The following is a 24,401-nucleotide window of genomic DNA, read 5'->3' on the forward strand; positions in this document are numbered from 1 at the left end:
CTTCAGAGCGACGCTATCCTGCCGCTGTCAGCGGATTCAACAGAGCACTCTTAACTAAACACGACCGTTGACTAGGGGCTATCGTTTAAATACGAAGACGAGGCAGTACTACATTACTTGATGACTCAGCGGGACTCGGACCACCAAGAACTTCGGCCACTCGGCGAAGCAACGCATATTCCCGACAACAAACTCTCCAATAGTAGCGTCGAGGAGTCTCGCCAACAGCGACTAGATGCAGTCGCTACAAGAGATCCAAACGAAACGACAGCAACGGAGAGCGAGTGTTCCTCCTGTGGAGCATCAATTCCTGCGGGGCGGACAAAGTGCAGGTTCTGTCTCGTGAACCACCTCGATAGCTCCGAAGAGGAACAGTCGAGGTCCGATACTGACAGGACACTGCTTCACGTTATTCATTTCGTCGTGGAAGCATCGACGTTCGACAGCGCCGTTGCGAAGGGTATTGCAGCTGCGGGCCTCCTCGTGAAGGCCGACAGAGACTCCGCAGTCAACGACTGCCAGCTGATCTACGAGTTCGACGAAGAGCCTGCATCACAACTTGCCAGCAAATGGCCTTCGCTTCCCGAAGCAGTACGGATTACGTCCGGCTTGGGGAGACAGTTGCTCGAAACTGCCCGTGAACGAACCGAGTGGCAGGACACAACGCAGTCACGTCACGATGTCGAACATGCGACGTTCCTCTACGACGAAAGCGGACGTGGCGTTCATGATGAAAATCGTCTTATGACGCTTCTTGAGGACGCAGACGACGTGTGGCTGGTGCCTGCGATTGCATTCCAGCAATCTATCGAGGAGACCAGGACTGATAGCCACCAACGCGAGCGACCGAACAGGAGACACCTTGAGTGTCGTGGATGCGACCGCGATACGAGGCACCGATTCCTCGACTTCGAGAACGTCCCTGACGACAAGTGGAGTGGCCAACCGATGTGGGAGTGCCGGGTATGTAGGATGCCCCGATACGGGCCGAACCCCCGAGCAGACCGGTAAGCTGGAAATCAGGTTATTCAATAGTCAGAGAGGGCGTCAGCGAACGGTTCCTACGCCGGAAAGAAAATCAACTACGGAGGGGAGATGCCGCACGATCTCGCCCTGAACGCTATTCACACGTCGTACGCGTGGGCTTTGAGCGTCTCCAAGTCCACGGCATCTAATACTGCCTCGTTGGTCGCTTCGAGAACTACAGGCGGGACAGTCGTCTCGGGGAGGCGTTCGGCCCGCGTGGCTTCGAGCGCTTCGACCCACCGTCCGAGACAGAGACACCAGCGATCGCCTGGGCTGAGTCCGGGAAACTGTAATGCCGGACGCGGCGTCACGAGGTCGTTCCCCTGTTCTTTGCTGAACGTTAGAAACTCCTCGGTCATCACCGCACAGAATTCGTGTCTCCCCCGATCGTTGGGATGCGTTCCACAACAGCCGTCGCGCTCGTAGCCAGTCGTCGGATCAGTACTACAGGGAGCAAGTTCCCCGCCGAGAACGTTCTGTTCGGACATACTGGTCGGTCGTGTTGTGTAAGTAAAAATCTCTTCGTGTGACTGCTTTGATGACGCCCTCAACAAGTCGAGGGTTGTCTCGTGAATTGGTGGTTAATTATGGGCAAGTCACAACTCCCGGTTGGTTGATTGTCGACCGCGTTTTTTCTGCGCCGGCAATGGGTGCCGGCGCACCAAGCAGTAGCGCGGCGTGTAGTCGCGTGCGTCGGCAGATCGAAGTGAGAACCAATGCATATGTTGATTTACTCGCTGGTAGAGGCATCGACACGAGACGAAGCACTCGCGACTGGAAAGACGGTGTTCGACCGACTTGTCGGGGCCAGCCCACACGCAGATGCTGTGTTCGACTATTACGTGACGTTCGACGAGGCAGACACATCAGTCGCTGGGAAGGCCCGGTGGGGCGACCTGCCAGTAGCAATGCCTGTCGAATCCGACGATGGGCAAGAACTGCTGGAACGGGGGTGGGACGCGACGAAAAGCGAGTTCAATCGGAATCTTGACCGCGTCCGAGAGGTGCTTGAGGAACTGAGCGACGAGGAGATTATGCGCGACGACGGGCTCGCTCGGCATGCGTTCCACCAAGTCGGCGCATACGACGGTCCCACCATCTTCCTGTATGACGAACACGGCAGCGGTATTCGGCATCGAAACCAGCTTGACCGCATCCTCGACGAGGGCGAAAATCTCTGGATCATCCCCGCTGACGTTCACTACTAAGCGGAGCGACAAGCTCCGCTACATCGAGCAGAAATAATTCAGCTTGCGTTAGATATATGACCGAGACTCTCGAACGGTTAGGAAACAGGAGGATAGTGATGGATTTGACTGACACCCCTGAGGACGTTCGAGATCCGGGCGAGGAACCACCAGATTTCACCGAGTGGGATGCACCCGAAGAGGTCCTGAAAGGTGGTCCAACGAGGGAACGACTGCTCGGTGTTATCCTGCAACTCCGTACACCAACCAAAGTCGCTGAAATCGCAGACCAAGCAGACTGCGATACCGAGACTGCGCGTGACTATCTCGAATGGTTCACCTCGATGGGGATGACGCGAGAGATTCCGGGGCGGCCGGTGAGATACGAGCGAAACGAGTCGTATTTGCGGTGGCGCAGAATCGAACAGATTCGGGAACAGTACTCCGAGAGTGAAATCGTCGAGGAACTCACAGAGACGATGGCGCAGCTTGAGGAGTACCGGGCGCGATTCGACGCTGACAGTCCGGATGACGTGTCGCTCGTAGACGATACTGGAGCGTCGGCGGTCGAAGAAATGTGGGAAGCGGTGAGTGAGTGGAAAACACTAGAGCGACGGGCAGAGCTGTTAGATACGGCGCGGCAGAACGGTCATCCGTCGAGTGGTGGTGCCAGAGTCGATGCCTGACGACCGGCCGGGTGACGACGAGGATGTCGCGGATGTTGGTGGCATTGATACCGAGATTCTCGAACAAATCGGTCAACACCTCGAACGAAGCCAACGGTTCTCGGAGGTCGTGTTCCAGACAGACTACGCGCCAAGTTCCGTTGTGGCAGAATACGACATGGGATACTTTCCGGCGGCCATCGACCGAGCTTATCTCCAGATTCGATGGTACGAGACGGACGATTTCAGCGTCCACTACTCCGAGCAGTACACCGATGACGACCAATGGGAGTGTCGATGGGACCGCCATCCGAACAGCCACAACACTCGCTCGCACTTTCACCCACCGCCAGATGCAACGACGCCCGGTGACGATGCAGAGTACACCAGCGACTGGCGAGATATACTCTCAAGCGTTCTTGAGGACTTAGACGATCGAATCGAAGCGTTCTGGGAGTGAGTGTCAAAAGTCGTCTTCTCTTCTCGTAGGGTTCAGAACAGCTACTCAGTTAGTGGATCCGTGACGGAGTGACCGCGTGAGTTTTTCACCCCCTAAGGGGTGCGGGGGCACTCGAAGTAGTCCCTCGAATCAAACCATGAGTGGAACAACCGACTCGCAATCACTCGAACAGACACGGCCAAACCAGAAACAGGATATCGTCTACGTCGGCTACCGGCGACGCGGACGCGCTGTCGTAGAAAAACAACCCGGTCAAGAGCGGGTGACACCAGAGCCGAGTCTCAGTACCTCACAAAGCCGGTTAGTTAGAACGTCTGCTTGCTGAAGATGTGTCCAAGCACCAGCAGCAAGCAGACAGTGAAATCCACGAAGACCAGCTCCTTAACTTCCTCGTCAAGCCGGTTGACGAGGAAGTTTCCCTGAACCTCGCCAACAACGCTGAAATCGATGCAGAGGACATCTACGAGGTTCTCGTCGGCGCAACCGCCGACGGAACCTCGATCTCGACGCTCTGCAACTCCAGTGACGACTCGCCATCGGCGAACACGATCCTCTACCATCTCCGGACGAAGTTCGAGCCCGAACGGCTCGAACAAGTCGCTAACACACTCCTTCGGCAGGATGTCGTCGAACTGCTTCCCGAGCAGGTGGAAGTCTGCGCAGACCTCCACCTGCGGCCCTACTACGATGACGAAGACGACACAGACGCCCTCTACCACTCGGAAGCGAAGCGGGGAACCACCGCATTCCACGCGTACACGACGCTCTACGCACGCGTGAAGAACAAGCGCTATACGCTGGCGGTGCGCCGTCTCGAAGACGGCGACACCGCCAGCAGTGTCCTCGCTGAGTTCCTTGGTGTTCTCGACGGCCTTGACACCGAGGTCAAGGCCGTCTTCCTCGATCGTGGATTCTACGACAGCAAGTGTCTCACGTTGCTTCAAGCGCACAACTACGCGTACGTTGTCCCGATCATCCGGTGGGGTGAGGCGATTCAGCAAGAACTCTCGGAAGGGTGGAGGCGCGTCATCGAACACGATCTGACAGGGAAACTCGACGGTCACAGCTGGACCGTCGAGTTTCCCGTCTACATCGACTGTACGTACCTGAACGGGAAGTACGACGACCACGGCGTGGCGCGTCACGGCTACGCCGCTGACGCGCCGTTCATCGAGACTCCACGCGACGCTCGATACCACTACTCGAAACGCTTCGGTATCGAGTCAAGCTATCGCTTGTCCGAGCAAGCGATAGCGACGACAACGACGCGAGACGCAACGGTGAAACTGCTGTACGTCGTGGTGAGCCTGCTGTTGCAGAACACGTGGCGGTATCTGCACTACGAATATGTGGCGACGCCTCGCCGAGGCGGGCGTCGCCTCTGGTGGTGGCCGTACAAGGAGTTCGTGAATATGGTTCGGCGGGCTGCGTGGACGGCCCTCGCGGTGCGTCGGGCCGTCCCCGCGAACCGGCCGCCTGACGACCGGTTCTACCGGTAGTCACTGATCGAGCAAGCTCCCTTCACGAGTGGCAACGTTGTCGCGTCGGCGGCTGACCGCCGCCGACAGCGACAACTCCCTCTTCGATCAGCGTTGCTTGACCAGTAGCGACGACTCATCCCAACAGAACAGGTGTCTCAGGTCAGGCTAACTGGCGATGCTTTGTGAGGTACTGAACCTCGACCGCGTGAGAGACGCGCTTGAGGACCTGAGCGACGAGGAGATCATGCGCGACGACGGGCTTGCCCGGCATGCGTTCCACCAAGTTGGCGCGTACGAGGGCCCCACCATCTTTCTGTACGACGAACATGGTAGTGGCATTCGGCATCAAGACCACCTCGACCGCATCCTTGAGGAGAACGAGAATCTTTGGATTGTCCTAGCAGACGTTCACTACTGAGTCCCCGAGCTAGCCAGGGAACGTGACGGAGTGACCACGGTGAGTTTTTCGTTCTCCCGAAGGAGTGCATGAAGTCCGAGTTACTGTAGAGCGACCAACGGTTCGTCATTCGAGTATCGGTGGCTGGAACGAACTCCGAAATCGCTGTTTGTAAAGTAAAGCTGAAGACCCTTATATATCGCTTTAGTATTGTTTGTCAAATAGCTACCACCGACTCGGTACGTTCCAGTCCAACACTAGTATAAAATTATCCGTAATTTTCCGTTAGCGGTTAGTGCGTTCTATCAGTTCGGTGAACACGCCGTTCAAAATGGAGATGGGATTGCCGTATCTTGAAATAAAACTCGACGATCCAGTCAATAGCAGTCCAGATAAAGATGATGGATAAGACGGTTGAATTCGTAGTGCCTTCGAGTCAGCTGAACGGGTTATCGGACGTATACAGCCGTGTCAGGCCGTTAATCGTGTCAAAGTCGTCATCAAAAGAGTAGAGGTATTCAATATCTTCCCGTTCCAGATACGCCACGAGAGTCGCATCCACGAAGGAGAGTTCATTGTACCGCCGGAAAAGGGCCTGTGCGGCGTTGAAATCCGCCTTCGGAGCGTGGACTATCTCGAAGTGCGCACCCTCGATAAGCCGGTCCAGCATCTGATTTGCCGGGCCTGCACCGAGTTTTTCACGTGAAAGGTTCAGCGTCTCCGCGACCACGTAGTTCGTGATGAGAGCGTCTGGGAGCTCACCGTGGTCGATTCCGCGGACGATCTCCCGGGCGCGGTCGTGGTACTCATCGCGGGCACTGGCACTAGCGAAGAGAACGTTCGTGTCTAGGAGAGCAACTGCCATTACTCGGTCCCGAACTCGGCCTCAGCTTCAACCGCGTTCGTCTCCCCAGCGTCTACGGGTTCGAAGTCGTCAAAAACGCCCTCTCGCTGATGGACGATTTCGACCGAGAGACCTCCCTCTTCGTCAGTGGTCCACCGGAGCTTATCGCCCGGCTCAATGTCGAGATACCGGCGGAGGTCCGCCGGGATTGTGACCATTCCGCGGTCGCTGACTTTCGTTTCCTCGGGCCCTTCTTCAGCTGCCATACGTGGACGTACCCTCTCCACGCCTATACATGTTTCTCCACATGTGGGTTGGAGTGCATCGTCTACTCACTACACCCTCAGTCGACTCTGCCCGGGACGGCTCAGTGGCGTTGTTGTCGTCCAACCCCTCCAACGGACATTATCCGTTCAGGTATCTGCTTAAAGCTGGAGAAGAAGTGTTCGAGCGGGCAAGTGGCAGTTCCACAGGTCGCTGAACTTCACTCTCACAGCACCGTCGCTGACCCGCATGAGAGCACAGCCGTTCTAGATGATGCCGCCGATGATGAGCAGGCCGACGATGACCAGTAGCGTCGCGCCCATACCGCTGGCCAGCAGCTTGTTCTCCAATGCTTTCTCGTGAAGCGGCATTTCAGCATATTCCTCACGGAACGTTTCGAGGTTCTCTTCGTCTAGAAGTACTTCGTCTTCAGCGCGAACCGCTCAGTGACCGCACAGCCTGTACAGACCGGCTCTTGTTCCAGCCGCTCGGTCTTGGTGTGGCGACCACAGGCAATCGCTCCACAGTTCGGACAGTACGTGTAAATCCGATTGAGACCTGCGATTACGATGTATTTTTCAACCCCAGAAAGGGTGCGGGGACAACATTCCCTGTCCGAGAAACATGGCAACACTCCAAGCAGCAACAACGTCGAACGGTGTCACCGTCACCAATGCACAGGCAGTTCGGGAACTCTGCGAATCATACTGTTTCGGAATGCTCGAATGGGAGGTCGACGACGACGACCGACTCTCGATTTGGGGCTACGACGCATTCGAGGTCTACGGGCGTCGAGAAAACGGCCTGCCAGACTACGAAGCAGGACAGCAGACCCACGAGTTCCTTCGAGCACTCGCAACGTACGTCGAAGAGGACGACGAACTCGATATTCAAACGGCTGGGTTCACGAAGTGTCGGTTCTCAGTACTTGCCGCTCGATACGTCGTCCGGCGTGGCGACGTCCTGCGAGCAGACCTTCGGACTCTTGAGCCGATTGAGGATTGAATGGTGGCGCGTCCTATCAGGACGGATGTTGTCGCTGAACCCGGTTTCAGGGAGTGTCAGAAGAGGTTTCGTGAGTGACCCAAATACTGATTCAACTTCGGTGGCAAGTCGACGAGGATGTCGCGCCACGTTCGGCTTAATGACGACCTCTACCAGCGCATCGAAGCAAATAAACACGAGGGCGAGTCGTTTAGTGAGACTATCGAGCGCCTCATCGACAACCGTTCGCTCCGTGACCTTCAGGATGTCTTCGACAGCGAGCAAGTGGACGAGATGCGAGACGCGATCAAGCTACTAGAGGAAGAAGATGCTGCCGAGGTCCGTGAACTTGACGAGCGTTTCGACTAATCGGCAACACAACTATATTATGCGGGACGATGAACACGTACGTATGGTGCATACAGACGACTCCGCGGTCGAACGCGTCGAACTCGACCGACTGCGGTCATATCTCGACCAAGAGCGAGTCGTCTTTGCGATTCTCTTCGGTTCGCACGCACGCGGAACTGCTGAACCGGACTCAGACGTGGACATCGCACTCCGGTTCCCCGAGATGTTGGACGCTCGGGAACGATTTCAGTTGCGTAACCAGATCGATGCGGACCTCCAGCAGTATGCCGAGGAGTTTGTGGACGTAAGCGATATCGAACAGCTCCCGACAGCTGTCGCACACGCCGCTCTCCAAGATGGTCTCCTGCTCACTGGCGACGAGCAGGTTGTCGAGACCTACCACGAGCAAATCAAAGACGAGTATGAGTCAACGGTCGACGAGCGAAAGCGCCAACAGCGTGAATTCATCGACCGATTAGCAAGCGGAGACGTATAGATGGTCAACGAAGACGTGTTCGTTGACAAACTCCGCCATATCAACCAATACATTGAGGACCTCAAACAGATGCGAGGTCTCTCGAAAGCCGAGTACGTCGACGATATAGTGACCCAGCGAGCAGTCGAGCGGACGTTGATGAATCTTATTCAGGCGTGTATCGACCTCGCTCAGCACGTTCGGTCGACAGAGAATCTCTCCCCGAGCGGAACCGCCAAACAGGAGATACAGGCGCTTGGGGAAGCAGACATCATCTCGAACGAGACGCAGGCGAAACTCGAAGAAGCAGTCGGGTTTCGAAATATTCTCGCGCACAGATACGGCGACGTCGACCACGACGTTGTGTACGACGTGCTCCACGATGACTTGCAGTGGTTCACTCGCTTCCAACAGGAACTCGCTCAGTGGTTCCAACAACTCGATTGAATAACGACCCACCCAGATGCAGATAAGAAGCAGTTCTCGTCCACAAAGAGAGTCGCTCCATACGTTTCAGAACGAGATAGATACGTCGCTTCAATGGACGAGTTAGAGCCGTTCGGTTAGTTTTTCTGCCCCCAAAGGGTGCGGGGCACTCCACTTCTCAGTGCCTCACGAACACAATGACGACACCACTTGCAAGACTCAAGACGACGAGTAGCGTCCGGAAACGCGCCCAGTACGAAGCCCTCGAATTCGAACTCCAAAACGGTGATGTGCGTGTTCGGAACGGGAGCTACGCCGACCCAGAGAATCACGAGTACACCGTCCGAATCGAGGACGACCTGCCGACAGCGTGTACGTGCCCGGCAGACGCGAAATACAGCGGGGAGTGCAAACACCGCGTCGCTGTTGCACTCCGCCGACCCATTCTCGACGCTGTCCGCCATCACCAACTTCTCGCCGACGGTGGCGAGACTGTTCAACCCTCAAACCAAGTGCGTGACCACGAGGGGAACTCCGAAGAACAAGCGGAGGCCGACGAGCCAGACTGCGACTGTGCGGACCTCTCTAGCGATTTCCCGTGCTGGGAGTGCTACCGGACTGGACGACGTGACCTCCCTGAATAGCACTCTGTACGTCAAGACGACCCCTGTACGTTCTGCCACGCGGTATAGTTGCCTTTGTGATGAGAACAGCCGCTTGGAGAGCCATCTGGGGCAGTTCCCGCTGACCGAATCGGCCGGATTCACGCATTACAGCCCCGATAAACCCGCCGTAGTCTCAACTTCCACGGCCTGACAGTAGTTGAGATCGGCCGTCTCAATGCATACGATTTGAGCCATAGATTGTCTATCCCGATACTACGAAGATCCTCCTTCGATTGCCGTCACCCTGTAGCGGTCTCCTTGGAATGCGTACGTGCGAGTATCTTGAAGTCTGAATGGCGGTATCGAACGGCTGAACTCTTTTAGATGTACCTGACTGGCATCGTGTTTTTTGCTTAGAGCGATGGCGTCACGCAGTTGTTCATTGCGAACGACCTGCTCAATGATTATCTGCTCTGCGTCAGTCGTGGAGTCGTCAATTCGTTCGAGAATGTATGTATCCCGTTGGTCAGTTTCCCCATCGGGTTCGCCGCACGTCGAACGTGCGATGAGCGTATCGCCGTCCCATTCCGTCTCTGTGACTGCCTCCGTCGGCACTAACTGAAGCGGGTCGGCGTTCAACTCGAATCCTGACGCGAGCGCGATACTCTCCTTGTGGGAGCTGGTCGCGAACCATCCGTCAGTCCCGAACGCGTAGTGACCGCCGCCAAGGCCGGTAATCGTCAGTGATTCTGTTCCCTCTACACGTTTGATATCGTCGCCGTCACTGACGCGACCGGTTTCTATCGTTACGGTCCAAGTGTGCTCGTCGCCAGACTCCAGCGGCGTTAGTGGTTCCGGCCAGAACTGGGGCGCGGTATAGTACCAGTCGCCGTCGACGCGTTTGTACAGTTGCCAGTGATAGAAATTGGTCTCGAACCGCTGTTCGCTCTGGTTTCTGAGTGTGAATTCGCTCGGCTGATCCGGTTGAACTGTTTGGACATCTGGAACGAGTACAATTGGCACCTCCTCGGGATCAACTGCCTCGTAACAGACGACCTGTTCGGTGCCATCGAACGGTGGGCACGCGTCTGAGGTGGTATCCTCGGGAAGGTCCGGAACCGATTGGTTCGTTCCAGAGGGCGTCGTTTCACCATCTCCTGTCGTCGTTGTGTCGGTTTCGTTCGTATCATTCGATTCTTTTGGCCCGGACGTACAACCAGCGAGGAGGGCACCACCACCTGCATAGAGGGCCGAGATAACCTGTCTTCGGGAGGGCTGTTCCATATTTTTGCCCCCCAATGGTAGTGGTATATGTCTTCTGTTGATGCTCTGTACTCAACAGTTAGAGGGATTCTTGAGCATGTCACGGCCAGTATCTGGTAGTGACTACGGATCGCGAGTCTCGCCGCGCTGTCTTCCAACAGATTGCTCAACAGTCGTATGTCGACTGGCCAGCGTACGATTCTACGCCGCTGTTCGATCGCACCTCACTCCCGGCGCTAGAATCGGATGTGCGCGTCGTCGCAGAAGCGTGGTTCAAGCGGGACGAACACGAAGCAATCGAATCATTCGTCCACTCGTTACCGCTTGCTACGTCCGGTTTGATGCCCACGACTACTACGCAGGTTCAACAAGCTACGAGATGGAGACGCTGTTTCGCCTGTTCCTGCTGAAAGAAATCTACGGTTGGGACCACGAAACCGCACTCGTCGAGTACCTCATCCAACACCCAAATCTCAGCGAACAGATGGGCTTGGAGTCGGTGCCGAACCAGTCAACACTGTGGCGCAGCTGGCACCAGCGTTTCACAGATTATCTCTGCGACACGGTCGAGACCGCAGCTCGAACGATTCTCATCAAAGCCCAGAACGCCGGGGTCGCAGTGCCGCGCGAGCCAGAACGACAGAGCCGCAACCACGGTGACAGGAGTAAGGGACCGGACCCTAGCGATCAGACCGTGCTAAAACAGGCGGAGACGGTCACTGAACACGTGGGCCACGTTGCTTTCCGGCGTTCTCACTGGACCGTGGCGAGGGCTGTGAGATCCACGAGAACGCCTACTGGGCCCTCCAGACGTATCTGGGGCTCCGCGAGAATCTCGCCGTCAACGAGGGCGCTCGCAGTTTCATCCACGAGTCCAATAGGGAGCGGACACCGCTCGGCCACGCGCATCGCGAGCATATCCGTGATCTCTCAACCGAACAGATTCGAGAGATGTATCGACAGGTGGTGGGACGACTGCTGGACCGGGTGGCAGAGACTGAAGAGTTCTTCCGAGCTGGTATCGTAGCCATCGATATTACCGAGTCCGACCCGTTCACCGGCGATCGAGTCGGCCACGAAGACGAGATTATTGGGACGAAGGAGAAAACCGACGAGTATGCCTACCAGTGGGCGACAGTCCAACTGGTCGGGAATGCTGTTCCAATCGTGTTAGACGCGCGGCCAGTGCGCAAAGGAGATACGCGCAAGGAAATCGTCGAGGACCTCTTGGATTCGGCAGAGGCGGCTGTTCATGTCGATAACGTGCTGATGGACCGGGAGTTCGACAGTCAGCACGTCTTGGAGATGCTCAGCCAGCGTGGCCTGTCGTATGTCGTTCCCAAGCGGATGCAGACCAGCGAGAAAGCCCAGGCCAAACGATTGCTTCGACGTGATCAAGACCGCTACGAAACCGACCGGAAGCTCCACCTCGGCAAGAACGAATGGCACGAGACGACGCTGATCTACCGTCGGAAAGAAGATTCCGAGCACGACGACCACCGGCAGTACTCGGTGTTCATGACGAATTGCGGGAGTGGGCACCTTACTGAGTACGGGTATCGATGGGAGATCGAGAGCGGCTACAGGTCGATAAAGCGGTTCATGGGGGCGACGACGTCGAAGAATTTCGGGTTGCGGTTCTTCTACTTCGCGTTCGCATGTCTGCTCTACTCGATTTGGCGAGCGGTCGATCTGCTTGTGCAGGTCGAACTGAACGGCGAGTACGAGCACGTGCCGGTCGTGACGGCCGATAACACACTGACGCTGCTGAAGAAGGAGACAGGTATCGGATAGTAGGGTCCTCGGTCTGGGTCAGCGCAGATTTCTGAGTGGCAACGCTATCGAGAGTCTCAGAAAACCACGATCTAGTCGATAGTTCGACAGGAAGACGCACACGAGAGGAGATTTGAAGCAGTTCCCGCTCCCTAATTCGTCAGAAACAACGCATCACAGCCGCGCTAAACCGCCTATAGTCTCAACTTCCCAACGACCGAGATTTTGTATAGCGATATACGATATACAATATACTGAAGTGCGGAGTTCCGGCGCTAAGAGACTCTAGACCCCCGAATTCTCCCGATGGCTCGAAAACAACAAGTGGTCCTGATTATGCCCGTAATCACGACCACTTTGAAGTACCCCGCCGCCGTCGGTGAAGCACGAATGCTGCAACCGCCTCACGACGGCGCTTCCCCCGGGGTAGAGGCACCGAGACCGGGCCCGCAGGACGGTGGAGGGCCGGTGAATGCCTGACCGAGCGCTTTCGACGCCGCTCGACGACAGCTACGAGCGCTACCTCCAAGACAAGGGGAAAGGCCGCGGCGGCGACGGTGGGAACTATCGACGTAACGCTGCACGCGAGCTCGAACGGTTCGCCGAGTGGGCCGCCGGCGACCGCGGCGCCGACGACTGGACCGGGATCGTCCCCGACGACGTCGACCGGGAGCCGACCTTCGACGATCTCGACGAACGCGTGTTCCGGGAGTATGCCCGGCATCTCGGTGGAGATCGGGGACTCAAGCAGAACACGGTACAAACCTATTACCGCTATATCTCTGCGTGGTGTGGCTGGTGCGTCAACGAGGGATATCTTGAGGCCCACTACGCGCAGCGAGCGAGTGCGATGGCGCCGCTGCCGGAGGACGACGGTCGCAAGCCCGGCGACCAGCAGGCCTGGACGTCCGAACAGCGCCACGCCCTCACCCGTCACGTCGACGAACGGGCCCGCGACGCCGTCGAGGCGTACACGACACTCCCGGAGGATACTGATCCCCTCGACAAGCAGCGAGCACGCTACGCGGCGTTGAAGGCGGCTCGTGACCGGGCGCTGGTGTTTGTCCTCGCGTACACCGCCGTCCGCGTTGGCGAACTCCTCCGCGATCCGAACGACCCGCGCCGGCGCGGCGTCCGCTGGGAGGACCTCTCCGTCGACGACGGGAGTATGGACGTCTACCGGAAGAAACAGCAATGGGATGCCGCGAGCCTTCCCGATCCGGTGATCTCGCCGTTGCGAAGCTATCGCCAGTTGATGGACCCACCAACGGAGCGCTGGCCGGTGTTTCCGACGTTCGACCAACGGACGCTCGCAGGGCTCGTCCGGGAAAACCTCGCCGAACGAGGGGAACGCCCAGAAGCAATCATTGAACGCCGTGCGGAGTACGCTCGCGACCTGCTGCTGGCGCTCGATGTGGACATTCGGCCGCCGTCGATCACGACGGACGGCGCACGGTCGATTCTCCAACGACTCTCGGAGGCCGCGGAGATCGACATCGACCATCCGAAACACGATTATCTTGCTCCGCACGGTGGCCGTCGTGGCATGGGCGAGGTTCTGGTCCGGGCATTCGGATATACTGTGGCGGCCCGATATCTCGATAATTCTGAGGAGATGGTTCGTGAGCGGTACTCGCATATCGAGGCTGGTGAGTTAGGTGATGTCGCTACTGAGGCCCTTGAGGAGATCGATAGTGTACCGCAGTAACTTATTTCGAGTGAGAGGGGTAGACCGTCGCGTTCACACCGCGTCGACGGTGAACAGCGAGTCGTCGCTGAGGACGACCTGTACCCGGCGGTGCCAGGCGTCAGCGAAAGCCTCTCGTTGCTGGTCAGTTGCCGATTCGTCGAGAATCCCTTGGAGGTTCCCGATTGCGGGTCCACCGTCAGGAACGTCGCTGACGTGGTAGGTCACTTCGACGGTCTCGTCCGTGTCGGTTCGCCGGAACCGGAACGTCGGGTCCGCCGTGTCCGGGTCGAACGCGTCGAAGCGCAGGAGGTCGCGGCGGCCGCCATAGCCGCCGGCGAGCCCGCTGAATCCGTCATCGCCGGTCGCGCCAGTCACGTACGAGATGATGCGGCTCATCACGCCGTACGCGGCATCGTCCTGCGGGCCGGCCGTCTGGACCTCGATTTCGCTCCGGACTGGATAGTCGTCGGGATACAGGGCGTCGAGCCCGAGCTGGACGATCCGATAGGCACCCGAGGCTGTCGGACAGGAGTGTCCGGCTTCTTTCACCGCGTCCCGGTAGGTGACGACGAACGGCTCGCCCGGTTTGAGGACGCCGAGGGCCTCCGCGACGGGGTCGCGGATTTCGATCGGGTCGGCGTCGTAGTCGACCTGCCAATTGGTTCTCGTCTGGGTCGTGTCAGTCGCAGTCGAATTCGATGTCATGAGTTGTGGTTGTGATCGTGTCTCGTGGTCAGTAGCGGAGCAGTCGCATCCCGTTGAGGATGACGAGGAGGACGCTGGCCTCGTGGACCAGCATTCCCGACGCGAGGGTGACGTAGCTGGTGAGCACGCCCGCGAGGAGGACGGTCACGGTCAGCACCGCGAGCCCGACGTTCTCGAGGACGTTCCAGCGCGTCGCCTTGCTGAGTTTGACCGCGTACGGGATGCGTTCGAGGTCGTCGGCCATCAACGCCATGTCAGCCGTTTCGATAGCGGTGTCCGTTCCCGCAGCACCCATCGCGATGCCGACATCGGCAGTGGCCAGCGATGGCGCGTCGTTGATGCCGTCGCCGACCATCGCGACGACGTGGCCGTCGGCCTGGTAGCCCTCGATGACGGACTGCTTGTCCTCGGGGAGGAGTTCGGCACGGTACTCGTCGATACCGACCTCCTCGGCAACGGCAGCGGCCGTCCGCTCGTTGTCGCCGGTGAGCATCACCGTCTCGATGCCAGCGTCTTGGAGCGCCGCGACGACCCCAGGAGCGGCCTCCCGGAGCTCGTCCCGCATCGCAATCGCGCCGATGATGTCCCCGTCCCGAACGACGTGGACGACTGTCTCGCCGCGCCCCTCACGCTCGCGGACGTAGTCGGCGACCCGATCGGGGACATCGACGTCGCGGTCGTCCAGCAGCGCGCGGTTGCCGACGACGACTTCCTGGCCATCGGCATGGGCGATGACGCCCTTGCCGGCGACCACGTCGAAGTCGTCGGGATCGGGGACCGACCTGCGCCCCACGTCCGTATCGTCCGCTTGGGCGACCGTCGCTCCACCGTCCGTCGCAGCCGTCTGGCGTTCGCGGGCCATGTCGACGATGGCGTCCGCGAGGTGGTGTTCGCTCTTCTTCTCGGCGGTCGCTGCGAGCGAGAGGACGTCGGCGGCGGCGACGCCGAACCCCTCGATACCGGAGACGGTGGTCTCGCCCTTCGTGAGCGTCCCCGTCTTGTCGAAGGCGACGAGATCGATCTTGCCGGCGCGTTCGAGGTGTTCGCCGCCCTTCATCAGCACGCCCGACCGGGCGGCGTTACCGATGGCCGAGACGATGCTGACCGGTGGCCCGATGACCAGCGCGCCCGGACAGCCGATGACCAGCAGCGTCAGCGACAGGATCGCGTTCTGCGTGACCGCGTACGCGCCGATAGCCAGGGCAATGACGGCCGGCGTGTAGTACTTCGCGAACCGGTCGATGAGACTCTCCGTGGGCGACTGAGCCTCCTGGGCCTCCTCGACGCGACGGATGATCCGTTCGAGAGTCGTATCCGATCCCGCTCCCGTCGTCCGGATTTCTAGCGCGCCCTCCTGGTTGACCGTCCCGGCGTACACCTCGTCGCTGTCGGCCTTGTGGACGGGCGCGCTCTCGCCGGTGACCGGCGCCTGGTTGACTGCGCTCTCGCCGTCGACGACGGTTCCGTCGACCGGGATCTTCCCGCCCGGCTTTACGACGACGACTTCGCCCTCTTCGACATCGCGGGCGGAGACCTTTTGGAGTGTCCCGTCGCGACGGACGGTCGCCGTGTCGGGCGTCATCTCCAGTAGCTCCTGAAGTGCCGTCCGGGTCTTCCGCATCGTCCGGCCTTCGAGGTAGCTGCCAAGGCTGAACAGGAAGACGACGGCGGCGGCTTCCCAGTACTCCCCGATGACGATAGCACCGATGGCGGCCAGCGTCACCAGCGTCTTGATGCCGAGCGTCCGGTTGGTGACCTCGTGGTAAGCGGTCTTGGCGATGTCGTAGCCACCCACGACCGTCGCGAGGACGAGGATGGCGGCGCTTGCCATCTCGAAACTCGTGAGGTAGCCGAGACTCCAGCCACCGCCGTACAGCAGGCCGCTTGTCGCCGTGACGATGGCCTTCCGGTGGTTCCGGTAGTACTGCGTGATCGATTGTTTGTTCATAGTGTTAGGCGGGCTGGGGAGTGTACCCCTGGTTTTCGATGGTCTCTGCGAAGGCGTCGGGGTCAGCGACGCTGTCGTCGTACTCGATCTCGACGCGGCCGGTCGCGTAGTGGACTTCGACGTGCTGGACGCCGTCGACGTTCGACAGGGCGCGTTCGACGGTACTCGCGCAGGTCGGGCAGTCGAAGTCGAGGACGCGGAATTGGGTTGTGTCGCTCATTACAGTTTGAGATAGTGCCCGTACCTCAATAAGTATTTTTTATATGATATGTTTGAATTCGGATACGAGTCGTTGGAACAGTCAAACGGGTCGTCTAGGGCTTTCGCTATCGCGGGTCCATCCTGTACTGGATACCTCGACAGACACCTACCCGACTCCTGCCCCGCTACCTTTTCCCGCGTGCTCGCGCTCAGTCCTCGTATGAGTGATTCCGATACCGACCACCGTCTCGACGACATCGCGGTGCGAGACACTCGGATTTCGGACGCCATCGACGAGCCGATGCGGGCGATGGTCCTCGACATTCTGTCCGAGGAAGCCCTAACTGCGACCGAGGTCCACGAACGCCTCGACGATCGCGGCATCGACCGGACGGAGAACACGGTCCGCCATCACATCAACGAGCTCCGGGATGCGGGCCTCGTCGACGTCGTTCGCTTCGAGGAGGGGCGTGGTGGGACGACGAAGTACTACCACGCGAACACGATCGTCCTCTCGTACTCACTACCAGATTCGGCCGACGCCGCCGTCGAGGAGATGATCGACGCTGCCCAGCCCCAGATCACGGACGCGCTCACTACGCTCACCGACGAGTACGACGACGCTATTGAGGAGATCGTCGAGGATATGCAGCCCTGCGAGCACTGCCAGACCCAGAAGTACGAGACGTACGTTCTTCTGACCGTCCTGCGACGTGCGTTCGTTCGCGCCCACAGAAATTCCTGAGGGGGAACCACCCCTACGCTGGCAGGGTCTTAGAAGGAGAACCGATCACGCGCGGATTGCATCGCGAGGCGAGTCAGGAGTCGCGCAGGGCCACGCTTTGGGAGGTCCCGTACAGTCTCGATGCTGGTCGGCGGTTCACTACCACCAATGTCTAACTCCCAGCCTGTCTCGTCCATGAAGCGTTCGACAGCCTGATTTACTCGCTGTCGCACGTCGTCCGAGTCCATTGTCTCGGGCACACCATTCCGGAGGACGACGTCGCCGTCAACGATCACTGTCTCGACGTCGGCCGGGACCGCGTTGTTCACGACGTGTGCGGGAACGTTGGTCAGTGGCGTGAACTTCGGTTTGTCGACGTCGAGGAGGATAATATCCGCGCGCTTTCCCGCTTCGATACTGCCGATCTCGTCGCCCATCCCCAGCGCGCGTGCGCCCTCGATAGTGAGCATTCGTATCAGTTCCATCGAGTCGAACTGCCCGGCTGAACGCTTGAGATTTGCCGCCAGCCGAGCTTGCCGCGCTTCACCGAACATGCTGTACGAGTCGTGCCAGTAGTGGTCGTCAATCCCTACTCCGACGTCGACGCCGGCGGCTCGAAGCTCGGGAACGGGCGTCCACTGCGTCTCCCCGTCCGGATTCCAGTAACAGAAGACGGACGGGCAGTGCGCAACAGCCGCGTCCGCCTCGGCGGTTCGCTGGATGTCCTCTTCGTCGCCGAGGCGGAAGTGAGCAGCGACCAGTCGGTCGTCCAGGAGTCCAACGTCGTCGAGCAATCCTACCGAGTCCTCGCCACCGTTCGCTCGTGCCATCGTGTTACTCTCCTCGAGTTCGAGCAAGTGCGTGTGGACGAGCAGGTCCGGATACTCTGCGGCGAGGGATGCGGTCCGTTCCCACAGCTGCCGGGTACACGACCAGTCGTCGTGCGGGCAGATCGTCGCCCTGATTCGGCCGTCGTACGTGTCGTGGTACGTTTCGACGAACTCGCGAGCACGGGAGAACTGCTGATCGACTGGTTGGTCCCAGAAGAGGTCCGAGATCGCCGGGCCGAAAAATCCGCGGAGCCCTGCTTCCCCGAACGCCTCTGCACCTGCGGCAGGCCGTGCGTCCATCGAGTTCACGGTCGTGACACCGCCCAAGAGGAAATTGAGCGCTGCGAGCTCGACGCCTGCCTCGACGAGGTACTCGAATTCGCCGTTCCCTAATCTGTTAAACAAGGCCGTCCCACTCCCAAGCATCTCCGTCAGCTCGAGTTCGCTAAACGCACCGATGAGCGGTGTCATCTCCAAGTGCGTGTGGGCGTTCACCAACCCCGGCATCACCAGTTTCCCGTTCCCGTCGATAACGGTGGACGCTTCTAATTCTCCGTCTCCTGCACGTGATGGTCGGACTTCTTCGATACAGCCATCGGTGATGCATACTGTGCCGCGCTCGTACAGGCGGTTCCGCTCGTCGGCTGTGAGAACGAGTGCATCATGGATTGCCAGATCGACAGCCATCGTAAATTAGGAAGTGGATGTGACAGTTACCGTACTGGACAACCGAGCAGGCCGGCGAAGGCTGTTCTTCCAGGTGGTGTTCCCCTCATTTGGGATATCATCGGTCTCTACTGGTCCCATTAGCCTCTAATACGTCGGCGTGATTTAATCAGATTCCCCTTTTGAATCTGAAGTCGGATTCCGTGGAGCTTGTGGAGGTTTGCAATGTTTTCCCCTCTTCACGATAGATCATCTATGGCCGACGGTTACGATGCCATAGTACTGATACCCTCATAGGCAGTATATTCTAATCAAAACCGCAATAGATGATCCCTACAATGATACACCTATGCAGGCGACGATAATCGACGGAGTTCTTGAATCCCTTCGTATCGGTGTCGGATTTCTCTGGACGGCGGCGTGGGCGATCATCATGGGCCTCACGATTACGAGTCTGGTCCAGGTCTACGTCTCGAAGGAGCGGATGGCACAGGTGCTGGGTGAGGGCGATCTAACTGGACTTACCAAGGCGACTGTGTTCGGAGCAGCAAGCAGTGGCTGTAGTTTCGGCGCCGTCGCCATCGGGAAGGGCCTGTTCAAGAAGGGGGCGCACGCGGTGAACTTCCTCGCGTTCATGTTCGCGTCGACGAACCTCATCGTCGAACTAGGGCTGATGATTCTCATCCTGCTTGGCTGGGAGTTCCTCGTCGCGGAACTGCTCGGCGGCCTGATTCTCATCGCCGTCATGGCCGCCATCGTCCACCTCACGCTTCCCGAAAACCTGTTTAACGAAGTCCGCGAGAAGCTCAACGAGCGCGACCGCCAGGCGGGCGTCACGGAAGATCCCACCTGCGGGATGGAGGGGAAAGACGAGTACACGCTCACGACCGACGGCGGTGAGACGCTCAAATTCTGCTCGGAGGGCTGTATGGAGACCTATCGCCAGGAGACGTCGAGTAGCGGCGGGTGGCGTGACGAGTTGCTGTCGTGGGGTGGCTGGTACAAGGTCGGGAATCAGTACCGCAAGGAGTGGTCGATGATCTGGAAAGACATCGTCGCCGGCTTCCTTATTTCTGGGTTCGTCATCGTCTTCGTCCCGCAGTGGGTGTGGAACACGCTGTTCATTCAGGGCGACGGCCTGCTCGTGACTGCCGAGAACGCCGTCATGGGCGTCATCATCGCCGTCCTCAGTTTCGTCGGCAGTATGGGCAACGTCCCGTTCGCCGTCGCGCTCTGGGGTGGTGGCGTCAGCTTCGCCGGGATCATCGCGTTCGTCTACGCCGACCTCATCACCGTGCCCGTCCTGAACGTCTACCGGAAGTACTACGGCTGGAAGGTGATGCTGTACATCCTCGGCGTCTTCTTCGTCACGATGGCGTTCACCGGCTTCCTCATGGAGCTGCTGTTCGACGCGCTGGGTATCGTTCCAGATCTGGCGGGCGGCGAGACGGCGACTGAACAGACGTACTTCGAGCTCAACTACACGTTCTACCTCAATATTATCGCCTTTGCGCTCTCCGGGTTCCTTCTGTATGTCTACCGGCGGGGACTCGGCGCACCAGGTCAGTATCGAGATCCGGTGTGCGGGATGCGAACCGACGATGAGGGCCCGAGTGCGTCCCACGATGGGACGACGTACTATTTTTGCTCAAAGAAATGCAAGCGTACGTTCGAAGAAGAACCAACGGAATTTACTAATCAAAGCCCGCAAATATCGAGCCACGATCACGATCATGACCACTGATGATCGCACTGTGGTTCATCCGCTGTGATGGGGTTCATCATCACAGTTTCAATCCGCAATTGTCACACCTACTGCGCTCAAATAGACGGTATGAATAGTCAAATCCCGCAACTCGGGGCTGTCATATGAATCGCCGTCGAGCAGATACTGTCGTCGGTGTGCTTCTCGGGTTCGTTCTCCTGGCCGGCGGGGTACTCAGTTGGCGGGCCTATCAACAGCGTCGGGCTATCGAGCAATCGATGGGGTCAATGATGGGTTCATCTATGGGAACGATGCACGGCCCAGACCCCCTCTGGTACGTGGTTGGAACCCTGCTGGTTGCTGGCGTTATCGGTGGCGTCTATTACGTGGTCCGGGGAGAACTCACCGATCCAGAAGTGGCCGACACAACGGTGCCTGTCGATCCTGCACAGACATCGGCGGCAACAGCTACGTCGATGGATGATGACGCTGCACCGGCGACGTCTATCAATCCTGAATCGGACCCCCAAGCACGCGTTCTCGATCTCTTACCGGATGATGAACGACGCGTCCTCGAACCCGTCCTGAACTCCCCCGGAATCACGCAGATTGAACTTCGGGATCGATCTGAGTTCTCGAAGAGTAAAGTAAGCCAGACCGTGAGTTCACTCGAGGAGCGAGGTCTGCTGTATCGGGAACGACAGGGTCGGACCTATCGTGTGTATCCGAGTGATGACCTTCGGCAGCAACAACCGGGAAAATAGTCGCTATCTATCGGGCGCTCTCCCTCTCGAATTCCGTAGGTATGAACGGTCTCCCTCGAGCAAAACGGTTAGAAGATGTTATAGACGTTCTCGAACGTTCTCCTGTATGGATTCACACCCATGTCGATAACTCCCGAGCAGGCCTACGAGTAACCGAGGAGAGAGACAATGACCAACTTCAAACTCGGCCGGTGGCTGCTCGTGGCGCTCGCGATTGTCGGACTCGCGTTCGCCGCACCGGCAGTCAGCGCACACGACAACGCAACGACCGCTGACGACGCGCCTACGGACAATGCCACCGCAGATGAATGGGCCACTTGGATGGAGGCACAGATGACCGAACACATGGGCCCGGGTAGCGTCGAGTGGATGGAGTCGCACATGGGTGTGACCGTCGACGAGATGGCCCAGGACATGGCTGACGGGGAATACCACGACGGGGCTGACGACGGCTACAACGGCGGGATGTACGGGCAGGGCCACTGCTGACGGCTCTGGCCGTTTCGATCGCTCCAATCGAACACCACAACTCACCAACGCAAGATAATGACGCAACTCACCACTCACATCGGACGCACTGCTCGGCGACTCGCGATCCTCGCCGTCCCGCTGCTAGTTGCGGCGACTGGACCGGCTGTTGCCCACGGTAGTGGGAGCTACGGCGGCGGCATGATGGGGGGCGGCTGGGGCCTCTTCGGTGGAGCGATGGGGCTCTGGGGGTTCCTCTGGATGGGGCTCCTCATCGCCGTTCCGCTCTACATTGTCTATGCGCTCCTCAATCGAGGCTCCGGTGGGAACGAAGAGCAGTCGCTGTCGGTTCTCCGTGAGCGCTACGCCCGCGGAGAGCTCTCGGATGACGAATTCGATCGGCGGCGAGAACAGCTCGAACGCACCGGATGACTGGAGCAGCTGCTGTTCCAGCCGATACATCATATTCCCAACGGCCGCCGTTGCGGCACCCAACCGTTAACCCCGTAGACGGGGTATGATACTTCATGGAATACACAATACAGACTTCAGTCACCGGTGAGTTCGACGACGTCGTCGACACGACGATTGCGGCGCTCAAAGACGAAGGATTCGGCGTCCTCTGTGACATCGACGTCCAAGCGACGCTCGAGGAGAAACTCGGCGAGGAGTTTCGACAGTACTGCATCCTCGGTGCGTGCAACCCGGGGCTGGCACACGAGGGCCTGAACGAAGAGATCGAACTCGGCGCACTCCTCCCGTGTAACGTCATTGTCTACGAAACCGACGGCGGCGAGGTCATGGTGAGTGCCGTCGACCCACAACAGCTCGTCGGCATCGCCGACAACGAGGCACTCGACTCGATCGCGAACGAGGTCCACGACCGGTTCGAACGCGTTCTCGCCAGCGTCGCGGACGAACTCGAATCATCGACCGAGATCTGAACCATGACATCATCAAACCAACTCGACACCACAACCATCGTCCTCCTCATCCTCGGGGCGATCATCGTCCTCCCCTTGCTCACGATGGGGATGGGATTCGGCGGGATGATGGGATACGGTGGAATGATGGGTGGATACGGGACGACCAGCGGCTGGTGGCCACTCGTCGGGATGCTCGTCCAGCTGGTCTTCCTCCTCCTCCTGCTCGGTGGCGGATATCTCGTCTTCCGTCGCGTGACGGCATCGCAGTCGTCGCGGAATCCCGCAATGGAGGAGCTGCGTATGGCATACGCCCGCGGAGATCTCACCGAGGAAGAGTTCGAGGCGCGTCGGAACAAGCTCGAACGCTCGGAGTGACGGTCCGACCACCAACCTCCGGCGTTACTCACGTCCGGCCCCTTGGAATCCGAAATCTGTGACCCTCACAGCTTTCGGATGTGAATAGAAGTGTGCTAAAAGCATAAGACCATACTAGCTACTATGACGGAAGTTATCCTGTTCACACAGGAGACTTGTGGAGCGTGCGCAACGCAGCGAGAGAAAAACGAGGGTATCGAAGATGCGTATCCGGATGTCGAGTTCCGGGAGGTCGACATCCAGACCGATCTGGAGACGGCCGAGGAGTACGGTGTCCGAAAGACGCCAACGACGCTCGTGTATGCAAACGGGGAACAGACGGCCGAGTTCATCGGCATCGTCGACCGGGACGAATTGGAGGCTGCCATCGAGAGCGCCGGCCAGCAATCGCCCGGACTCACGAACCGGCTCGCCAGCATCATCCGTGGATAACAGAAGCCAACCAGCTACAATGACAGACTACAGTAGACGCCAGTTCCTGGGAGCGCTCGGTGCTGGCACAGTCGCGAGTGCGGGATTCACCCAACCAGTCGCCGCACAGGAGACGCCCGTCGTGAAGATGGGCAACAACTACTTCGACCCGATCGGGCTCCACGTCGAACCTGGCACGACCGTCCGCTTCGAGATAGCAGCCGGAGCTCACTCGGCGACGGCCTATCCGGACCGCGTTCCCGCCGACGCCACCGCCTTCGACAGCGGGACCATCTCGCAGGGGAGCTTCGAGCACACGTTCGAGGTGCCCGGAACGTACGACTACTACTGCATCCCTCACAAGACGGTCGGCATGGTCGGTCGCATCGTCGTTGGTAGCCCTGGCGGTCCAGCTGAAGACAGCCCGATCCCGGACGGCGAGGTCCCAGACAGCGAAACGATCGTCCAGAACGGCGCCGTTGCCGTCGGCTCGGACGTCGACGGCAGTGGGAGTACCGATGGCGGAATGATGGGTCCAGGGATGATGCACGGCCGGAACGGTGGATGGTTCGGTGGGCTGCCGTTCGTCGGCGGGGCACTCGGGATGCTGGGGCTGGTCGGCGGCTTCCTCTACTGGGCAATGGGTCGAGGCGATGCACCTCCAGAGAGTGACGATTCCGCTATGGAAACCCTCCAACGTCGTTACGCACGAGGCGAGATCGACGAAGAAGAGTTCCAGAAGCGTCGTGAACGGTTGGAGACTGGGAGTGAAGATCCATCTCGGTAA

Annotated in this window: 28 protein-coding genes and 3 pseudogenes; 22 read left to right on the plus strand and 9 right to left on the minus strand. The window is 58.8% G+C overall.

Annotation, left to right across the window (positions count from 1 at the left end):
• The first annotated feature begins 120 nt into the window (after positions 1-120).
• Positions 121-1,011 (plus strand): biosurfactant protein 1, encoded by an 891-nt coding sequence (locus tag EPY72_RS14610; protein ID WP_135806924.1) that lies wholly within the window; start codon positions 121-123, stop codon positions 1,009-1,011.
• Positions 1,012-1,124: 113 nt separating this feature from the next.
• Here the strand turns inward: EPY72_RS14610 and EPY72_RS14615 are convergent, their stop codons facing one another.
• Entirely contained in the window at positions 1,125-1,514 is a 390-nt protein-coding gene (locus EPY72_RS14615) for a DUF2237 family protein (RefSeq protein WP_135806925.1), read from the minus strand.
• 228 nt (positions 1,515-1,742) lie between these two features.
• On the opposite strand from EPY72_RS14615, the gene EPY72_RS14620 reads away from it, so the two are divergent.
• From EPY72_RS14620 to EPY72_RS14645, 5 genes and pseudogenes are all read left to right on the plus strand, one after another.
• Positions 1,743-2,234: a DUF7995 family protein gene (locus tag EPY72_RS14620; RefSeq protein ID WP_135806926.1), complete on the plus strand. Its 492-nt coding sequence runs from the start codon at positions 1,743-1,745 to the stop codon at positions 2,232-2,234.
• A gap of 98 nt (positions 2,235-2,332) precedes the next feature.
• Positions 2,333-2,899 carry a DUF7342 family protein gene (locus EPY72_RS14625; RefSeq protein ID WP_135806957.1) on the plus strand — a complete coding sequence of 189 codons (567 nt, stop codon included), beginning with the start codon at positions 2,333-2,335 and terminating at the stop codon, positions 2,897-2,899.
• On the plus strand, positions 2,892-3,338 hold the full coding sequence (locus EPY72_RS14630) for a toxin-antitoxin system TumE family protein (RefSeq protein WP_135806927.1): 447 nt from the start codon (positions 2,892-2,894) through the stop codon (positions 3,336-3,338). Before EPY72_RS14625 ends, EPY72_RS14630 begins: the two co-directional genes overlap by 8 nt.
• A gap of 329 nt (positions 3,339-3,667) precedes the next feature.
• Positions 3,668-4,837 carry an ISH3 family transposase gene (locus EPY72_RS14640; RefSeq protein ID WP_135806929.1) on the plus strand — a complete coding sequence of 390 codons (1,170 nt, stop codon included), beginning with the start codon at positions 3,668-3,670 and terminating at the stop codon, positions 4,835-4,837.
• Positions 4,838-5,012: 175 nt separating this feature from the next.
• A pseudogene (locus EPY72_RS14645) lies at positions 5,013-5,237 on the plus strand (hypothetical protein); the annotation flags it as partial.
• A 415-nt stretch (positions 5,238-5,652) separates the two neighbouring features.
• Here EPY72_RS14645 and EPY72_RS14650 read toward each other — a convergent pair.
• The 3 genes and pseudogenes from EPY72_RS14650 to EPY72_RS14660 all read right to left on the minus strand — a co-directional run.
• Complete coding sequence (locus EPY72_RS14650; RefSeq protein ID WP_135806930.1) at positions 5,653-6,081, minus strand: type II toxin-antitoxin system VapC family toxin; 429 nt, start codon at positions 6,079-6,081, stop codon at positions 5,653-5,655.
• Positions 6,081-6,326 (minus strand): AbrB/MazE/SpoVT family DNA-binding domain-containing protein, encoded by a 246-nt coding sequence (locus EPY72_RS14655; protein ID WP_135806931.1) that lies wholly within the window; start codon positions 6,324-6,326, stop codon positions 6,081-6,083. The genes EPY72_RS14650 and EPY72_RS14655 overlap by 1 nt, the downstream gene beginning before the upstream one ends.
• Positions 6,327-6,590: 264 nt before the next feature.
• Positions 6,591-6,874 (minus strand): annotated as a pseudogene (locus EPY72_RS14660) (restriction endonuclease); the annotation flags it as partial.
• Between the two features lie 74 nt (positions 6,875-6,948).
• Between EPY72_RS14660 and EPY72_RS14665 the strand changes: the two are divergent.
• The 5 genes from EPY72_RS14665 (at position 6,949) to EPY72_RS14685 (ending at position 9,204) form a co-directional block, all read left to right on the plus strand.
• Positions 6,949-7,329, plus strand: coding sequence for a hypothetical protein (locus EPY72_RS14665; protein WP_135806932.1), 381 nt, complete (start codon positions 6,949-6,951; stop codon positions 7,327-7,329).
• Positions 7,330-7,446: 117 nt separating this feature from the next.
• Positions 7,447-7,677, plus strand: coding sequence for a DUF7557 family protein (locus EPY72_RS14670; protein WP_135806933.1), 231 nt, complete (start codon positions 7,447-7,449; stop codon positions 7,675-7,677).
• A 19-nt stretch (positions 7,678-7,696) separates the two neighbouring features.
• Positions 7,697-8,155 carry a type VII toxin-antitoxin system MntA family adenylyltransferase antitoxin gene (gene mntA, locus EPY72_RS14675; protein ID WP_244605590.1) on the plus strand — a complete coding sequence of 153 codons (459 nt, stop codon included), beginning with the start codon at positions 7,697-7,699 and terminating at the stop codon, positions 8,153-8,155.
• The gene (gene hepT / locus EPY72_RS14680) at positions 8,156-8,581 is read left to right on the plus strand and encodes a type VII toxin-antitoxin system HepT family RNase toxin (RefSeq protein WP_135806934.1); all 426 of its coding nucleotides are present in this window, start codon (positions 8,156-8,158) and stop codon (positions 8,579-8,581) included.
• Positions 8,582-8,757: 176 nt separating this feature from the next.
• Positions 8,758-9,204: an SWIM zinc finger family protein gene (locus tag EPY72_RS14685; protein WP_135806935.1), complete on the plus strand. Its 447-nt coding sequence runs from the start codon at positions 8,758-8,760 to the stop codon at positions 9,202-9,204.
• A gap of 234 nt (positions 9,205-9,438) precedes the next feature.
• Here the strand turns inward: EPY72_RS14685 and EPY72_RS14690 are convergent, their stop codons facing one another.
• Positions 9,439-10,449 (minus strand): hypothetical protein, encoded by a 1,011-nt coding sequence (locus EPY72_RS14690; RefSeq protein ID WP_135806936.1) that lies wholly within the window; start codon positions 10,447-10,449, stop codon positions 9,439-9,441.
• Positions 10,450-10,547: 98 nt separating this feature from the next.
• Here EPY72_RS14690 and EPY72_RS14695 point away from each other — a divergent pair.
• Both EPY72_RS14695 and EPY72_RS14700 read left to right on the plus strand, forming a co-directional pair.
• Positions 10,548-12,222, plus strand: a pseudogene (locus EPY72_RS14695) (transposase).
• 451 nt (positions 12,223-12,673) lie between these two features.
• On the plus strand, positions 12,674-13,909 hold the full coding sequence (locus tag EPY72_RS14700; protein ID WP_135806937.1) for a phage integrase SAM-like domain-containing protein: 1,236 nt from the start codon (positions 12,674-12,676) through the stop codon (positions 13,907-13,909).
• A gap of 33 nt (positions 13,910-13,942) precedes the next feature.
• Here the strand turns inward: EPY72_RS14700 and EPY72_RS14705 are convergent, their stop codons facing one another.
• From EPY72_RS14705 to EPY72_RS14715, 3 genes are read right to left on the minus strand one after another with little or no spacing between them, the layout of a single operon-like run.
• Positions 13,943-14,596 (minus strand): hypothetical protein, encoded by a 654-nt coding sequence (locus EPY72_RS14705; RefSeq protein WP_135806938.1) that lies wholly within the window; start codon positions 14,594-14,596, stop codon positions 13,943-13,945.
• A gap of 28 nt (positions 14,597-14,624) precedes the next feature.
• The gene (locus tag EPY72_RS14710) at positions 14,625-16,544 is read right to left on the minus strand and encodes a heavy metal translocating P-type ATPase (protein WP_004594624.1); all 1,920 of its coding nucleotides are present in this window, start codon (positions 16,542-16,544) and stop codon (positions 14,625-14,627) included.
• A 4-nt stretch (positions 16,545-16,548) separates the two neighbouring features.
• A complete protein-coding gene (locus EPY72_RS14715; RefSeq protein ID WP_004594622.1) occupies positions 16,549-16,764 on the minus strand; it encodes a heavy-metal-associated domain-containing protein in 216 nt (71 codons plus the stop codon).
• 201 nt (positions 16,765-16,965) lie between these two features.
• Between EPY72_RS14715 and EPY72_RS14720 the strand changes: the two genes are divergently transcribed.
• The gene (locus tag EPY72_RS14720) at positions 16,966-17,490 is read left to right on the plus strand and encodes an ArsR/SmtB family transcription factor (protein WP_004048660.1); all 525 of its coding nucleotides are present in this window, start codon (positions 16,966-16,968) and stop codon (positions 17,488-17,490) included.
• 29 nt (positions 17,491-17,519) lie between these two features.
• Here the strand turns inward: EPY72_RS14720 and EPY72_RS14725 are convergent, their stop codons facing one another.
• Positions 17,520-18,986 (minus strand): amidohydrolase family protein, encoded by a 1,467-nt coding sequence (locus EPY72_RS14725; RefSeq protein WP_011222406.1) that lies wholly within the window; start codon positions 18,984-18,986, stop codon positions 17,520-17,522.
• Positions 18,987-19,314: 328 nt separating this feature from the next.
• Between EPY72_RS14725 and EPY72_RS14730 the strand changes: the two genes are divergently transcribed.
• From EPY72_RS14730 to EPY72_RS14765, 8 genes are all read left to right on the plus strand, one after another.
• Complete coding sequence (locus tag EPY72_RS14730; RefSeq protein ID WP_004594620.1) at positions 19,315-20,709, plus strand: permease; 1,395 nt, start codon at positions 19,315-19,317, stop codon at positions 20,707-20,709.
• A 125-nt stretch (positions 20,710-20,834) separates the two neighbouring features.
• Positions 20,835-21,434 (plus strand): helix-turn-helix transcriptional regulator, encoded by a 600-nt coding sequence (locus EPY72_RS14735; protein WP_135806939.1) that lies wholly within the window; start codon positions 20,835-20,837, stop codon positions 21,432-21,434.
• A 168-nt stretch (positions 21,435-21,602) separates the two neighbouring features.
• Positions 21,603-21,923: a hypothetical protein gene (locus EPY72_RS14740; protein ID WP_004594618.1), complete on the plus strand. Its 321-nt coding sequence runs from the start codon at positions 21,603-21,605 to the stop codon at positions 21,921-21,923.
• A gap of 57 nt (positions 21,924-21,980) precedes the next feature.
• Positions 21,981-22,334 carry an SHOCT domain-containing protein gene (locus tag EPY72_RS14745; protein WP_004594617.1) on the plus strand — a complete coding sequence of 118 codons (354 nt, stop codon included), beginning with the start codon at positions 21,981-21,983 and terminating at the stop codon, positions 22,332-22,334.
• A 95-nt stretch (positions 22,335-22,429) separates the two neighbouring features.
• On the plus strand, positions 22,430-22,846 hold the full coding sequence (locus EPY72_RS14750) for a DUF302 domain-containing protein (RefSeq protein WP_004594616.1): 417 nt from the start codon (positions 22,430-22,432) through the stop codon (positions 22,844-22,846).
• A 3-nt stretch (positions 22,847-22,849) separates the two neighbouring features.
• Positions 22,850-23,203 (plus strand): SHOCT domain-containing protein, encoded by a 354-nt coding sequence (locus EPY72_RS14755; RefSeq protein ID WP_004594615.1) that lies wholly within the window; start codon positions 22,850-22,852, stop codon positions 23,201-23,203.
• Positions 23,204-23,326: 123 nt separating this feature from the next.
• Complete coding sequence (locus EPY72_RS14760; RefSeq protein WP_004594614.1) at positions 23,327-23,635, plus strand: thioredoxin family protein; 309 nt, start codon at positions 23,327-23,329, stop codon at positions 23,633-23,635.
• A 19-nt stretch (positions 23,636-23,654) separates the two neighbouring features.
• Positions 23,655-24,401, plus strand: a complete 747-nt coding sequence (locus EPY72_RS14765; protein ID WP_004594613.1) for a plastocyanin/azurin family copper-binding protein — start codon at positions 23,655-23,657, stop codon at positions 24,399-24,401.

Source organism: Halorussus marinus (genome assembly GCF_004765795.1).
Lineage (GTDB): Archaea > Halobacteriota > Halobacteria > Halobacteriales > Haladaptataceae > Halorussus > Halorussus marinus.